The 13,341-nt window shown below is 53.4% G+C and carries 14 protein-coding genes and 3 tRNA genes; 8 read left to right on the top strand and 9 right to left on the bottom strand.

Annotated elements, in window-relative coordinates:
- Positions 1 to 242 precede the first annotated feature (242 nt).
- Positions 243 to 1,793 (top strand): YjjI family glycine radical enzyme, encoded by a 1,551-nt coding sequence (locus ACQ3G7_RS09275; protein WP_430889736.1) that lies wholly within the window; start codon positions 243 to 245, stop codon positions 1,791 to 1,793.
- Positions 1,765 to 2,628 carry a YjjW family glycine radical enzyme activase gene (locus tag ACQ3G7_RS09270; protein ID WP_430889618.1) on the top strand — a complete coding sequence of 288 codons (864 nt, stop codon included), beginning with the start codon at positions 1,765 to 1,767 and terminating at the stop codon, positions 2,626 to 2,628. The genes ACQ3G7_RS09275 and ACQ3G7_RS09270 overlap by 29 nt, the downstream gene beginning before the upstream one ends.
- Here the strand turns inward: ACQ3G7_RS09270 and ACQ3G7_RS09265 are convergent.
- From ACQ3G7_RS09265 to ACQ3G7_RS09230, 8 genes are all read right to left on the bottom strand, one after another.
- A complete protein-coding gene (locus ACQ3G7_RS09265) occupies positions 2,617 to 3,399 on the bottom strand; it encodes a TatD family hydrolase (protein ID WP_430889617.1) in 783 nt (260 codons plus the stop codon). The genes ACQ3G7_RS09270 and ACQ3G7_RS09265 overlap by 12 nt on opposite strands.
- The gene (locus ACQ3G7_RS09260; RefSeq protein WP_263098137.1) at positions 3,396 to 4,460 is read right to left on the bottom strand and encodes a patatin-like phospholipase family protein; all 1,065 of its coding nucleotides are present in this window, start codon (positions 4,458 to 4,460) and stop codon (positions 3,396 to 3,398) included. The genes ACQ3G7_RS09265 and ACQ3G7_RS09260 overlap by 4 nt, the downstream gene beginning before the upstream one ends.
- A gap of 118 nt (positions 4,461 to 4,578) precedes the next feature.
- Complete coding sequence (locus ACQ3G7_RS09255) at positions 4,579 to 4,740, bottom strand: DUF1328 domain-containing protein (RefSeq protein WP_007373037.1); 162 nt, start codon at positions 4,738 to 4,740, stop codon at positions 4,579 to 4,581.
- A gap of 127 nt (positions 4,741 to 4,867) precedes the next feature.
- A complete protein-coding gene (osmY, locus tag ACQ3G7_RS09250; RefSeq protein WP_430889616.1) occupies positions 4,868 to 5,485 on the bottom strand; it encodes a molecular chaperone OsmY in 618 nt (205 codons plus the stop codon).
- A 384-nt stretch (positions 5,486 to 5,869) separates the two neighbouring features.
- Positions 5,870 to 7,459, bottom strand: coding sequence for a peptide chain release factor 3 (prfC, locus tag ACQ3G7_RS09245; RefSeq protein WP_263098139.1), 1,590 nt, complete (start codon positions 7,457 to 7,459; stop codon positions 5,870 to 5,872).
- 92 nt (positions 7,460 to 7,551) lie between these two features.
- Positions 7,552 to 8,229 carry a pyrimidine 5'-nucleotidase gene (yjjG, locus tag ACQ3G7_RS09240; protein WP_263098140.1) on the bottom strand — a complete coding sequence of 226 codons (678 nt, stop codon included), beginning with the start codon at positions 8,227 to 8,229 and terminating at the stop codon, positions 7,552 to 7,554.
- 16 nt (positions 8,230 to 8,245) lie between these two features.
- Entirely contained in the window at positions 8,246 to 8,686 is a 441-nt protein-coding gene (gene rimI / locus ACQ3G7_RS09235; protein WP_263098141.1) for a ribosomal protein S18-alanine N-acetyltransferase, read from the bottom strand.
- Positions 8,655 to 9,068: a DNA polymerase III subunit psi gene (locus ACQ3G7_RS09230; RefSeq protein ID WP_430889615.1), complete on the bottom strand. Its 414-nt coding sequence runs from the start codon at positions 9,066 to 9,068 to the stop codon at positions 8,655 to 8,657. Before ACQ3G7_RS09230 ends, rimI begins: the two co-directional genes overlap by 32 nt.
- 261 nt (positions 9,069 to 9,329) lie before the next feature.
- Here ACQ3G7_RS09230 and rsmC point away from each other — a divergent pair, with 261 nt between their 5' ends.
- From rsmC to ACQ3G7_RS09210, 4 genes are all read left to right on the top strand, one after another.
- The gene (gene rsmC / locus ACQ3G7_RS09225; RefSeq protein ID WP_263098143.1) at positions 9,330 to 10,358 is read left to right on the top strand and encodes a 16S rRNA (guanine(1207)-N(2))-methyltransferase RsmC; all 1,029 of its coding nucleotides are present in this window, start codon (positions 9,330 to 9,332) and stop codon (positions 10,356 to 10,358) included.
- Between the two features lie 166 nt (positions 10,359 to 10,524).
- Positions 10,525 to 10,611: transfer RNA gene (locus tag ACQ3G7_RS09220), tRNA-Leu, on the top strand.
- Positions 10,612 to 10,639: 28 nt separating this feature from the next.
- Positions 10,640 to 10,726: transfer RNA gene (locus tag ACQ3G7_RS09215), tRNA-Leu, on the top strand.
- A 31-nt stretch (positions 10,727 to 10,757) separates the two neighbouring features.
- Positions 10,758 to 10,844: transfer RNA gene (locus ACQ3G7_RS09210), tRNA-Leu, on the top strand.
- A gap of 33 nt (positions 10,845 to 10,877) precedes the next feature.
- Here the strand turns inward: ACQ3G7_RS09210 and ACQ3G7_RS09205 are convergent.
- On the bottom strand, positions 10,878 to 11,156 hold the full coding sequence (locus ACQ3G7_RS09205) for a DUF1435 domain-containing protein (RefSeq protein WP_430889614.1): 279 nt from the start codon (positions 11,154 to 11,156) through the stop codon (positions 10,878 to 10,880).
- Between the two features lie 216 nt (positions 11,157 to 11,372).
- Here ACQ3G7_RS09205 and ACQ3G7_RS09200 point away from each other — a divergent pair, with 216 nt between their 5' ends.
- Together ACQ3G7_RS09200 and fhuF are read left to right on the top strand one after the other, a co-directional pair.
- Positions 11,373 to 12,437 carry a GGDEF domain-containing protein gene (locus ACQ3G7_RS09200; RefSeq protein ID WP_430889613.1) on the top strand — a complete coding sequence of 355 codons (1,065 nt, stop codon included), beginning with the start codon at positions 11,373 to 11,375 and terminating at the stop codon, positions 12,435 to 12,437.
- Positions 12,438 to 12,539: 102 nt separating this feature from the next.
- Positions 12,540 to 13,328, top strand: coding sequence for a siderophore-iron reductase FhuF (fhuF, locus tag ACQ3G7_RS09195; protein WP_430889612.1), 789 nt, complete (start codon positions 12,540 to 12,542; stop codon positions 13,326 to 13,328).
- The last annotated feature ends 13 nt before the right edge of the window (positions 13,329 to 13,341 follow it).

Below are 13,341 nucleotides of genomic sequence, written 5' to 3'. Positions count from 1 at the left end.
ACGGCGTAATGCCGATTTCTTGTTCGGGTCTGTTAATATTCTAACATTAACCCACCATTACACTTCGACACCCATCACAGTTAATGAAAACCAAATGCAGTTTTGCAAAACCATAATGAGACATTCATCAAACTTTTAAGCTCAAAACGACGATGATTGCGTTTCTGTACGCTGGGATCAAAAGCGACAGACAGCGGTTTTCTTAGACTCTCTGCACCACTTAAGGAAGGAGAGGAACGATGATGTCCGAGTCTGTTGATCCTTTATCACTGTCGCGTTGCCAGCAGATTGTCACCAGCTCAACGCTCACGGTGGAACAAAAGCGCCATTTTCTCGCCCTCGAGGCGGAGAACAGCCTGCCCTACCCGGCGCTGCCGGAAGCCGCGCGCGCCGCGCTTGATGAGGGTGCGATCTGCGATATGTTTGAGGGACATGCCCCGTACAAACCACGCTACGTTCTGCCCGATTACGCCAAATTCCTTGCCAACGGATCCGCCTGGCTGGAACTGGAAGGCGCTCAGGATCTGGATGACGCCCTCTCGTTGCTGACCATCCTTTATCATCATGTTCCGTCAGTCACCTCCATGCCGGTTTACCTCGGGCAACTGGACGCACTGCTGCAACCATATGTTAGAATTCTAACACAAGAAGAAATCGATATTCGAATAAAACGTTTCTGGCGCTATCTCGACAGAACCCTGCCAGATGCGTTTATGCACGCCAATATTGGCCCGAATGACACGCCCATCACCCGCGCTATTTTGCGCGCGGATGCCGAATTACAGCAGGTTTCGCCGAATCTCACCTTTATTTATGATCCGCAAATCACCCCTGATGATCTGTTGCTGAATGTCGCGAAAAATATCTGTACCTGCAGCAAACCGCACATTGCGAATGGCCCGGTGAATGATAATATTTTCACAAAAGGCGGTTATGGCATCGTCAGTTGTTACAATTCTCTGCCTCTGGGCGGCGGCGGTAGCACACTGGTGCGACTCAATCTGAAAGTCATCGCCGAACGCAGTGACTCGCTGGAGGATTTTTTCAGCCGCCAGCTCCCCCACTACTGCCAGCAACAAATCGCCATCATTGATGCCCGCTGCGACTTTCTCTACCAGCAATCCGGTTTCTTTGAGCATAGCTTCCTGGTGCGGGAGGGTCTGATCGACGCCGATCGTTTTGTGCCCATGTTTGGCATGTATGGGTTAGCAGAAGCGGTCAACATTCTGTGTGAGAAAAGCCTGCCAGGTACGCGCTACGGCAAAGATGAACCAGCTAATGCCATTGGCTACCGCATTAGCGAACAGCTGGCGGACTTTGTAGAAAACACGCCGGTGAAGCATGGCTGGCGACAACGCGCGATGTTACATGCGCAGTCCGGCATCAGCTCCGATATTGGCACCACGCCGGGAGCGCGTCTGCCCTATGGCGATGAGCCGGATCCAATCACGCATTTACTGACCGTCGCACCGCACCACGCATGGTACAAGGCCGGTATCAGCGACATTTTGACCCTCGACGAAACCATCAAACGTAACCCACACGCGCTGGTGCAACTATGCCTTGGCGCATTCAAGGCGGGGATGCGCGAGTTCACCGCTAACGTGCAGGGCAACGACCTGGTACGGGTCACTGGTTATATGGTTCGTCTCTCGGATCTGGAAAAATACCGCGCCGGGGGCTCGCGAACCAACACCACCTGGCTGGGTGAAGAAGCCGCGCGCAACACGCACATCCTTGAACGACAACCCCGCGTGATAAGCCATGAACAGCAGATGCGCTTTCGTCAGTAAGATCATCCCGTTTTCCTGCGTCGATGGTCCGGGAAGCCGTCTGGCGTTGTTCTTACAGGGCTGCAATATGCGCTGTAAGAACTGCCATAATCCGTGGACAATCGGGCGCTGTAATCACTGTGGTGAATGTGTGCCCGCTTGCCCGCATCAGGCATTAACGCTGGCGGGCGGCCAGGTTCACTGGCATGCGCCTATTTGCCAGCAGTGCGACACCTGTCTGCATATGTGCCCACAACAGGCCACGCCGATGGCGCAGTTGATGAGCGTGGACGCCGTACTGGCGCACATCCGTAGCGCCGCGCTGTTTATTGAAGGCATCACGGTGAGCGGCGGCGAAGCCACATTGCAGCTACCGTTTCTGCATGCGCTGTTTACCGCACTGCGCGCGGATCCGTCATTACGCCATCTGAAAAACCTGGTGGACAGCAATGGCCTGCTCAGTGAAACCGGCTGGCGTAAGCTGTTGCCGGTGTGTGATGGCGCGATGATCGATCTGAAAGCCTGGAGCAATGATCATCACCATTTTCTTACCGGGCGAGATAATGCGCCGGTGAAAGCCAGCCTGCGTCTGCTGGCAGCGGAAAATAAGCTTGTGGAATTGCGCCTGCTGCTGATCCCGGAGCACTGCGATTATCTGACGCACATTGATGCACTTACCGCGTTTATCCACCAGTTAGGGAATGTGCCCGTACGTCTGAATGCGTTTCATGGTCACGGCGTTTACGGCGCGGCAGCGACATGGCGCAGCGCTACTGCCGACGATATTGAACCCCTGGCCGATGCGCTGCTGGCGCGTGGCATCACAACGGTACTGCGCCCGGCGCTATACCTGTAATGCAAAGAGCTGGCGCGTATTCTCCAGCAACGCCTGGGCGATGACGTCGGGTGCTTCCGGGCGCAGCTCGCAGAGCGTGTCAAAGACCCGCGCCGCCTGTTCCGGGCGATTAGGTTGTCCCTGAAAACCATTGAGCGGCATATCCGGGGCATCGGTTTCCAGCAACAGCGCAGACAACGGTAAACGGGCCATAACATCGCGGGTTTTACTGGCGCGCGGATAGGTTATGGTGCCGCCCACGCCAATGCAGTAGCCCAGCTCAATAAAGCGTTGCGCCTGCTGCAAACTTCCGGCAAAGCCGTGCACCACGCCCCGGCGCGGCAGATCCTGTTTTTTCAGATGCATTGCCAGTTTGTCATGGGTGCGACGGGAGTGAAGGATCACCGGTAAATCGAAGCTCTTCGCCAGTTGTAATTGCGCATCCAGAAACTGCTGCTGACGACTAAACTGCGGATCATCACGGTACAGATCGAGGCCAATCTCCCCTATCGCCACCACCTTCTCCGGTTCTGTGGCAAGGTAATGCGCCAGTTTTTCCAGGCTTTCCGACGTATGCGCTTCAATCACAATCGGATGCAGCCCCAGCGCGGCGTACAGCGCGGTGTGCTGAGAGGCCAAATCGCAAACGCGGGCAAAATAGTCAGCACTGATGGCCGGAACAATAATGCGCTCAACGCCCACCTCCGCTGCGCGAGCAATGCTGGCAGCTTCATCACCGGTAAAGGGCGGAAAATCAAAATGGCAATGCGTGTCGATAAAGCGAAAACTCACGCCGTATCCTCTTTATTAATGGGGAAATCATTGGCCTGCGGCGCAATAACCAGTGGTGTATCAATAGCATCGTTAGCCACCGGTGCAGGCGGCACCACGCGGGTCGCAGGCACGGGCGGATGGCGCATGAGCGGCGGTGTCTCCGCCAGCAGTTTACCCACCGTGGCGAGGAAATAGCGCCCGCACAATCGGCCGAGTTTGTAGTCGTCGCGCAGCGCCGGTAAACGGCTGCCTAACGCCATGCTATGCAACAGTTTGGGGGGATAGATCTCAAAAATACGCAGCTTACCCGGCGGGGTTTCGATAAATTTCTGAATCGCTAAATAGCTTTTCTCATGATGCTGCACCAGATTGACCAGCGACTGAAGACTGCTCTCTCCCAGCCAGCGTTCCATACGCTTAAACCACTGCGGCGTATAGTACATCTGCGAAGGTACCGTGCGGATCACCACGATCGTTTTTGCACCGCGTTTCGCCGCTTCCTGCACCGGGATGGCATCGCTGACGCCGCCGTCCAGATAGTTCACCCCTTCCAGCATGACGCCCGGGCGGTAAAAGCCGGGAATAGCGCTGGAGGCGCGAATCAAATCCAGCCATGTCTGATGCGTCGGGGCGAAATACTCTGCCGTATAGTCATCCTGGCGGCAGGCGCACATATAAAAGGCCTTGCCTGTATCAAAGGCGCGGGCGGCATGATCCATCGCCAACGGCATCTGGCTTGAGGTGGACTCGACCAGCCAGTCGAGATCAATAAGATTACCGCCGCGGACAAACCGCACCGGATCAAAAAAGTCCCGTTTGGTGGTATAGCGCATAATGACTTTGCGCGCATAGCCAGGCTGGTTACAAACATAGGCTGAGAGGTTTTGCGCACCGGCAGACGTGCCAAAGTAGAGATCGAAAGGGTTAAATTCCGCGCGCATAAACTCATCCAGCACCCCGGCGGTGAAAATGCCACGCTGACCGCCGCCTTCACACACCAGTGCGAGGCGACCGGGACGAAATGGTTTTAACGCCAGCGGCGCGATGTTGCCGAGCGTTACGGGAATATGCTGCCCCACTCTGCTTTCCTTTCTGATGCGTTATCTCACAAAGTAACGCAATTATTCTCCTGCCGATACAGCAAAGCCAGTCACAGGGACTGGCTTTAATGTAACCGAAATTTAAGCGTGTAATGCGCTATGGACGCCGGCGACCCATGAACAGGCTGACCAGGAACAGGATAATACCGACGATAAAGACGATTTTCGCTGCGCCTGCTGCCGTACCTGCAAGACCACCAAAACCCAGGGCGGCGGCAATTAACGCGATAACCAGAAATATAATGCCCCAACGAAACATAAGACTCTCCTTTACCATAGTTAATGTCGACCGCTAAAAGTGAGCGCTCAGGATGCTCACCCGCGATTTTCCGGGTACGTGTTTGTCATACCCGGCAAGCGCCGGGCTGTGACATTTTCAGGAATCGTTACTTAACTTTGAGGTCGTTTTTCACGCTTTTAACGCCATCTATTGCTTTGGCGATACTTTCCGCGCGTTCACTTTGGGCTTGTGAATCTACCGTACCGGATAACTGCACCACTCCATCAGTGGTTTCGACTTTCACCTTACGGGAAGGTACAACGTCGTCTGCCAGCAGTTTGGCTTTGATTTCACTGGTTGTTGCGGTATCCCCCGCGTAACCTTTTACTGACTGATTTTTACCGTCGCGAACGTGCAGCTTATCGCTGACGGACGCTACGCCTTGCACGCCTTTGGCCACGGAAACAGCCTGTTCGGCCTGCGCCTGGCTCTCAACAAAGCCGCTCAGCGTAACCACCTTTTTCTCGGTTTTGACGGAAATATCGGTGCTCTTAATGCTCTCATGATCCACCAGCGCCGCTTTTACTTTCGCGGTGATGGTGCTGTCATCCATGAAGCCACCGACTTTATTCATAGAGCTATCGATTTTTTCGCCTGCACTGGAGGCCGCGTTTTGCGCTTGGTCAGTGGTGGTGTCTGCCGCGAGGGCGGAACCACTCGCCAAAGCCGAACCCAGCATGACAGCCAGCAGAGTTTTTGAAATCTTCAGTCTTGTCATAGTCATCGATGTCATTCCTGTTGGTTTGCCCACAATTTGGGCTACAAGCAGCAACGTTGGCTGCTCTACTGCCTGGTGAATCTCACCCAGTTCAGAAATCAATGGCTTCGGTCACAACACCGTCACACATCGCCCTGAAGCAGTTATTAATATCAACTTGCAATGATAAGATTGAATAAAAGACCATTAAACACGCAATGAACAGGACTTTTATCCAACCAACATGTCATCACTTTGTTAAATATAGATCACGCTTGCCAAAAAACCCGGACAAGTGGTTAAAAAGTGAGCGATAGAGGGAAAAACGGCAGGTTTTAAGAACTTTCCGCAACGGGCTAATAAGACAGGAAAAGTGATGGAGCACGGCGTACGCCGTGCTCCGCGCAAGGATTAGTGCTCGCGGGTTTTATGGAAGGTGACGTCAGGATAACGTTCCTGAGTGAGGTTCAAGTTGACCATGGTTGGTGCGATATAGGTCAGGTTATCGCCGCCATCAAGCGCCAACTGGATTTCGTTTTTACGCTTGAACTCTTCAAATTTCTTCACGTCGGTGCCTTCAACCCAACGCGCAGTGGCGACGTTGACCGATTCGTACACCGCTTCCACGTTGTACTCGCTCTTCAGACGTGACACGACCACATCAAACTGCAGCACACCGACCGCACCGACAATCAGGTCGTTATTGGAAATCGGGCGGAACACCTGTACAGCACCTTCTTCAGAAAGTTGGACAAGGCCTTTTAGCAGCTGTTTCTGTTTCAGCGGATCGCGCAGACGGATACGGCGGAACAGTTCCGGGGCAAAGTTCGGAATACCGGTGAACTTCATCATTTCGCCCTGGGTGAAGGTATCGCCAATCTGAATGGTACCGTGGTTATGCAGACCGATAATATCGCCCGGATAGGCCTCTTCCACATGAGAGCGATCGCCCGCCATAAAGGTTAACGCGTCTGAGATCACCACATCTTTACCGGTACGCACCTGACGCAGCTTCATGCCCTTTTCATAACGCCCGGACACCACACGCATAAACGCCACGCGGTCACGGTGTTTCGGATCCATATTGGCCTGGATTTTAAACACAAAGCCGGTGAATTTTTCATCACTGGCAGTGACTTCACGGGTATCGGTTTTACGCGGCATCGGCGCTGGCGCCCACTCCACCAGACCATCAAGCATGTGATCCACGCCAAAGTTACCCAGCGCAGTACCAAAAAATACCGGGGTAATTTCGCCGCTCAGGAACAGTTCTTTATCGAACTCGTTGGAAGCGCCCTGCACCAGTTCCAGCTCATCACGCAGCTGTTTCGCCAGATCTTCACCCACCGCGCTGTCGAGCTCCGGGTTATTCAGCCCTTTAACAATGCGGACTTCCTGGATGGTGTGCCCTTTACCGGTCTGATAAAGGTAGGTTTCGTCTTTATAAAGGTGGTAAACGCCCTTGAACAGTTTGCCGCAGCCAATTGGCCAGGTGATCGGCGCACACGCGATCTTCAGCTCATTTTCCACTTCATCCAGCAGTTCCATCGGATCGCGGATGTCACGGTCAAGTTTGTTCATAAAAGTCAGGATCGGCGTATCGCGCAGACGGGTGACTTCCATCAGCTTACGCGTCCTGTCTTCAACGCCTTTTGCGGCATCAATCACCATCAGACAGCAGTCCACCGCCGTCAGTGTACGGTAGGTATCTTCGGAGAAGTCTTCGTGCCCGGGGGTGTCCAGCAGGTTAACGAGGCTGGTTTTATACGGGAACTGCATTACGGAGGTGGTAATGGAAATACCACGCTGTTTTTCCATCTCCATCCAGTCGGATTTTGCATGCTGGCTGGAACCGCGGCCTTTTACCGTACCGGCAGTCTGGATCGCCTGTCCGAACAGCAGCACCTTTTCAGTGATGGTGGTTTTACCGGCATCGGGGTGCGAGATGATAGCGAACGTACGGCGCTTCGCCACCTCTTGAAAATAAGGAGACAACGTCATAATGAAAATCTTCTGTGTAATTGCGCGGCCTCAGGCCACGCGATGAAATACGAAAAATGCGGCTATTGTACTCAACGGCTGAGTGCAGACAATCAATGTTTACACAGGAGTTGCTCCAGTTCGGTTAGGGAGGTCACGGTCCAGGTTGGGTTAATGCCTTCCGGTAATGCGCGATCGTGCGCATTCAGCCAGCAGGTCGACAGCCCGGCGTTGATACCGCCCAGAATGTCGGATTCCGCCGTGTCGCCCACCATCAATACGCGCGCGCGATCCGGGTTGCCGGCCTGCTGCAGGGCGTAATCAAAGATTTTAGGATCGGGTTTGGCGACGCCCACCTGTTCGGAAATCACTAATAAATCAAAATAGTCGCGAAGGCCGGTTCGTTCCAGGCGAATTTGCTGCAACGCGGTAAATCCGTTGGTGATGATGCCAAGCTTCGCTCTGCCTCGCAGGCTATCAAGCAGCGATACCGCGCCAGGCAATGGCGCGCAGATTTCGGCCATCGCGTTGAGAAACGCATCATTAAGCGAGCCCGCAGGCACATTCAAACGCTCAGACCAGCTTTGAAAACGCTGATGCTGCAGTTGCAGTGCGCTAATCGCGCCGTTCTGGTAATCCACCCAGAGCGGTTTATTGACCGCCTGGTATTCGGCAAAATCCTGATCGGTAAATGTCACGCTATAGTCAAGAAACATCCGTTGTAAGCCACCGAACGCGTCAAACGTAAACAGCGTTTCGTCGGCATCAAAGAGTATCCAGTCCCATTTCATTACATCACCTTTATTATCAGAGAGGCAGCGCCATAATAATCGCATCCTCACGCCCGTTGGCCGTGGGGTAATAATTACGACGGATCGTCGCCTCGTTAAATCCTAAACTTTCGTACAGCGCAATCGCGCCGGTGTTGGAGGCCCGCACTTCCAGCCACAGCGTCAGTACGCCGCGGGATTCCAGTTCGCGGATAAGATGCTCCAACAGTTGTCGGCCAAACCCTTTACGTTGCCAGGCCGGATCGACGGCAATGTTGAACAGCGTGGCTTCATCCAGCACCACCTGAGTGATGGCAAATGCCGCCATTTCGTCCCCCACCATCAGTCGATAGTTGAGGTAGCGTTCACCCTGATTACTGGCGAGCGTCTTTTCACTCCAGGGGAAGGCGTGCGCCCGGGTTTCAATCGCGTAGGCGCGGGCTAAATCAGTCGTGCTGAGGGAAGAAATCGTGTTCATGTTCGCAGATTTGTTGCCATAACGCGGCGCATGCCGCAGGGTTGCCGCGTAATTCATCGTACGGAGCCGTTGAGACTTGTGCTCCGGCCAGCGCCAGCGGTCCATCAACGCCCAGCAACCAACTATTACACTGACTGCCGGGGGGTAACATCGCGACGCGATCCGGCGTCAGTTGCAAGACCTGATCCGCCGTGATGGTCAGCGCGCGCAACACATCACTCACCAGCGGCTCAGTCAGCGCTGGCAGCGTGGGTGCGACCATCACCAGCCGGATATGCGCAGGCAACGAGATGGCGATCTCACCCTGCAGCACCGCGGGGTGGCGCAAGGTCCACTGGGTAATGCCCAGTTGCTGTAATTGCCAGTCGCGTCGGGAAGTCATAGCAAAACACTCCTGTGTGTCAGGCGCGCAAATATAACAAACTCAGCGCCTGTTCGCCATTAAGACGCAGCCAACAAAGAGGCAGCGTGAAGGATACTCACCCTGTACACACCATCATTCGCGATGCGTCGAGGCGGCAAGGATGAGGATCCCCGGGAGCTTACACCAGTAAGTGACTGGGGTCCGAAGACGATGCCAACAAAGAGGCAGCGTGAAGGATAACGTGTATAATCGCCGCCAGAATTTAACGAGGAACCCCCCATGTCCGCTTTTACCCCGGCAAGTGAAGTCTTGCTGCGCCACAGTGACGATTTCGAACCCAGCCGCATTCTTTTTGCCGGTGATTTGCAGGATGACCTGCCCGCACGTCTGGACACCGCGGAAAGCCGCGCCTGGACTCAACAGTTTCACCAATGGCAAACCTTAAGCCAGCAAATGGGCGAGCGCGCTCACTATAGCCTGGTTGCCGACAGCGCAACGGTTGGTGATTGCGATACGCTGGTTTATTACTGGCCGAAAAACAAACCGGAAGCGCAGTTTCAGTTGATGAATCTGCTTTCCTTGCTGCCTGTGGGAACCGACATTTTCGTGGTCGGCGAGAACCGTAGCGGTGTACGCAGTGCTGAGCAGATGTTGGCGGAGTATTGCGCGCTGAACAAGGTCGACAGTGCCCGCCGCTGCGGTTTGTATCATGGCCGCCTGGAAAAAACGCCCGCGTTCAACCCGGACGGATTCTGGGGTGAATATGCGCTGAACGATTTGACGATTAAAACGCTACCGGGCGTATTCAGCCGCGACGGTCTGGATGTCGGCAGCCAGCTGCTGTTGTCAACCCTGACCCCGCATACTAAGGGCAAAGTGCTGGATGTGGGTTGCGGCGCAGGTGTACTGGCGGCGGTACTGGCGAGCCACTCGCCGAAAGTGCGTCTGACGCTGTGCGACGTATCGGCTCCGGCGGTAGAGGCCAGCCGCGCGACGCTGGCGGCTAACGGTTTCGAAGGCGATGTGTTTGCCAGCAACGTCTTTTCGGAAGTGACCGGCCGTTTCGATATGATCATCTCCAACCCGCCGTTCCATGATGGTTTGCAGACCAGCCAGGAAGCTGCACAGACACTGATTCGCGGTGCCGTGCGCCACCTGAACAGCGGCGGCGAGCTGCGTATTGTTGCTAACGCCTTCCTGCCCTATCCGGATGTATTAGATCAGACGTTTGGTTTCCATGAAGTTATTGCACAAACCGGCCGTTTTAAAGTCTACCGTACGGTGATGACACGCCAGGCGATAAAATAATCGTTTTTCCCGGTGGGGACGACTCACCGGGTTCCACTTCCTCTGCGTCTCAGCGCCCATTTTTACAGCAATCAGCTTCCGTTGGCTTAATTAACTGTTGACGAAAAGTTGAAAACATCTAGAATGCGCCTCCGTGGTAGCGATACTTCAAGAGTATCGATGGTATGCGAAGGTGGCGGAATTGGTAGACGCGCTAGCTTCAGGTGTTAGTGTCCTTACGGACGTGGGGGTTCAAGTCCCCCCCCTCGCACCATAAACCACGCTGATATTGCTCGCACTGTGCGAAGGTGGCGGAATTGGTAGACGCGCTAGCTTCAGGTGTTAGTGTTCTTACGGACGTGGGGGTTCAAGTCCCCCCCCTCGCACCAACGAGGCAATATCAAAAAGTAAGATGACTGTGCGAAGGTGGCGGAATTGGTAGACGCGCTAGCTTCAGGTGTTAGTGTCCTTACGGACGTGGGGGTTCAAGTCCCCCCCCTCGCACCAGATATCTTATACACTCCCTGTATGACTCTCCCGTTACAATATCATTTTCAAGTTCATCATCAGCAGCATCATTCCACCGACCAGCGCAACGCCTGAAGGCAACAGCACAAAGTGCCGTAAACGTTTGTGGTACAGCATTGCTGGCGTGAGCAACAGCCCAAGTACAATGACTCCCCGCCAGGCGTTAACTGACAGATCGGCAAGCGCCAGAATGGCAACAACCATGCCTGGTAATACAATCCCCCATCCACTCCCCAGCGCGCGTTGCAACATGCTTTCATCTCTCAAAGCGATAATGATAACCAATATCATATGATATGTTTTCTCATTTGTCAGCCCGATACGAAACGCCAGTATGAAGATTACTCATCTTCTAATGACAGGCATTCAGTAAGGTGATAAATTAAGCGCCACTTAAATGAAAATCCAAATCACTAATTTTTCGCGATAACTGTTTCATCGCGTTACATTTTCTTTTTTTGACTATCAGCACGCCGTTAGATTACGGATAAACAACGATTTTTAGGTATGACATTACAAACCTGGCAATCTCTCTGTAACAAGAAATATCGATTGTCCCTGCGTCTATTTCTGTTACTCAATGCGATCTCAGCGCTGTTCTCCATAGCTCTGCCGCTCTATAACTTGCGTATCTTGACGATCCCCGTATGCATCATCTTCGCGGCGAGCCTGGTGTTGCCAGCACTACACCACTATTTCCCTGGCCGAAAAATTAATATCACCCTTATTTCACTGATATTTGGCTGCCTGTGGGCGTGGCATGTAATCACTAAAGTCAGATTAATAAATGATAATGCTGATGCCTTTCTGCTGATTGCGTTATTGAGCATTCTGTTTATTGGCACCATTGCTTTTTCAAATCATATCCTTGCCTTTTTATTTCACTCGTTACCGGTATTCATCAGTTGTTTGTGGCTAAGCAGCGGGGAGAGCGAATTAAGAATGGTCTACTCCTTTGCACTGCCGGTATTGGGCATCTCTATTCAGCATGCAATTCAAAAGCGTAATGATCATTTTGCCCAGGCATTAATGAATCGCCTGATGCAGGAGCGCAAAACGCTCAATGATTTAAGCATGCTGGATCCGCTGACCGGCTTGTACAACCGCCGGGGTTTACAGCATAAACTCGACAATTTGCTGGCGGTAGATGATAGCCCCCGCTATGTGCTGCTTCTCGATATTGATCACTTTAAAGCCTATAACGATCATTACGGCCACATGATGGGGGATCAGGCGCTCATCCGCGTGTCTGCCGCCTTGCGCAATGCCGTACGCTCACGCGATATTGTTGCCCGCTTCGGTGGTGAAGAATTTATGATCCTGATTAATAACGCAGAACAGGAAGATGCCCGTCGTACCGCCGAGCGTATTCGCCAGCAAGTGTATGATCTGAAAATTCCGCATATGTTCAATGAAAGCGTCGCCACAAACGTCACCGTCAGTATTGGGATTGCGCCATTGCTCGGTAATGACATCGACGCGTCTCTTTCCCGTGCCGATAAAGCCCTGTATGAAGCCAAACATATGGGACGCAATAACATCCTGGTGAGTGAAGAATTACAGCCCGTCTGAGGCGCGCCCGCGCTAACTTTACGATAAACACCTTGCTATCGATTTTATCCGTGGTTAGGATTAAAAATCATTATCATTTAGATTTATCATCCTGCGACTGCCATGACTTCACGTACCGCAACGAACGCTGAAAATGTTATCTGGCGAGGGGGCCTCAACAATGAGCGCGATTCGCTGGCTAATGCCGTACGGGAAACTCTCGCCAGCCATCGCGAATATCTGCTTGATTTTATTCGTCTCGATGAACCAGCACCTTACCAGGCCATGACGCTGGCGGAATGGTCACAAGGAAGCGCGTTACAGACGCTTATTGCGACCTATTCCGATCATATTTATCGCAACCAATTAACGCAGCCGCGGGAAAACAAACCGTTGCTCTCGCTGTGGGCACAGTGGTATCTCGGGCTGATGGTTCCGCCGTTGCTACTGGCGCTGTTGACGCAGAAAAGCACAATCGATATTGCGCCTGAACATTTCCACGTCGAGTTCCACGAAACCGGCCGTGCCGCGTGCTTCTGGATTGATGTTCATCCCGATCGCGTATTAACGTCGTGCAACGATGCCCAACGAATTTCAGCGCTGACCACACACGCCATGCTCCCGGTTGTACAGGCGCTGGAAGCCACCGGAGAGATCAACGGTAAGCTTATCTGGAGTAATACGGGCTATCTGATTAACTGGTGCCTGGGGGATATGATCCCCGTGCTTGGCGAAGCACGCGTCGCAGCGCTGCGCCAGACCTGCTTCTTTGAAAAACAACTTGCCGATGGTAGCGACAACCCGCTGTGGCGCACCGTTGTGCTGCGGGACGGTGTGCTGGTGCGCCGCACTTGCTGCCAGCGCTATCGCCTGCCGGATGTCCAGCAGTGCGGGGACTGCACGTTAACATAAACAAAAGGGGCGG

This window comes from Kosakonia sp. N21 (assembly GCF_050587465.1).
Taxonomy (GTDB): domain Bacteria; phylum Pseudomonadota; class Gammaproteobacteria; order Enterobacterales; family Enterobacteriaceae.
Note: the sequence above shows the minus strand (reverse complement) of the source record. Positions and strands in the feature narration are given on the sequence as shown.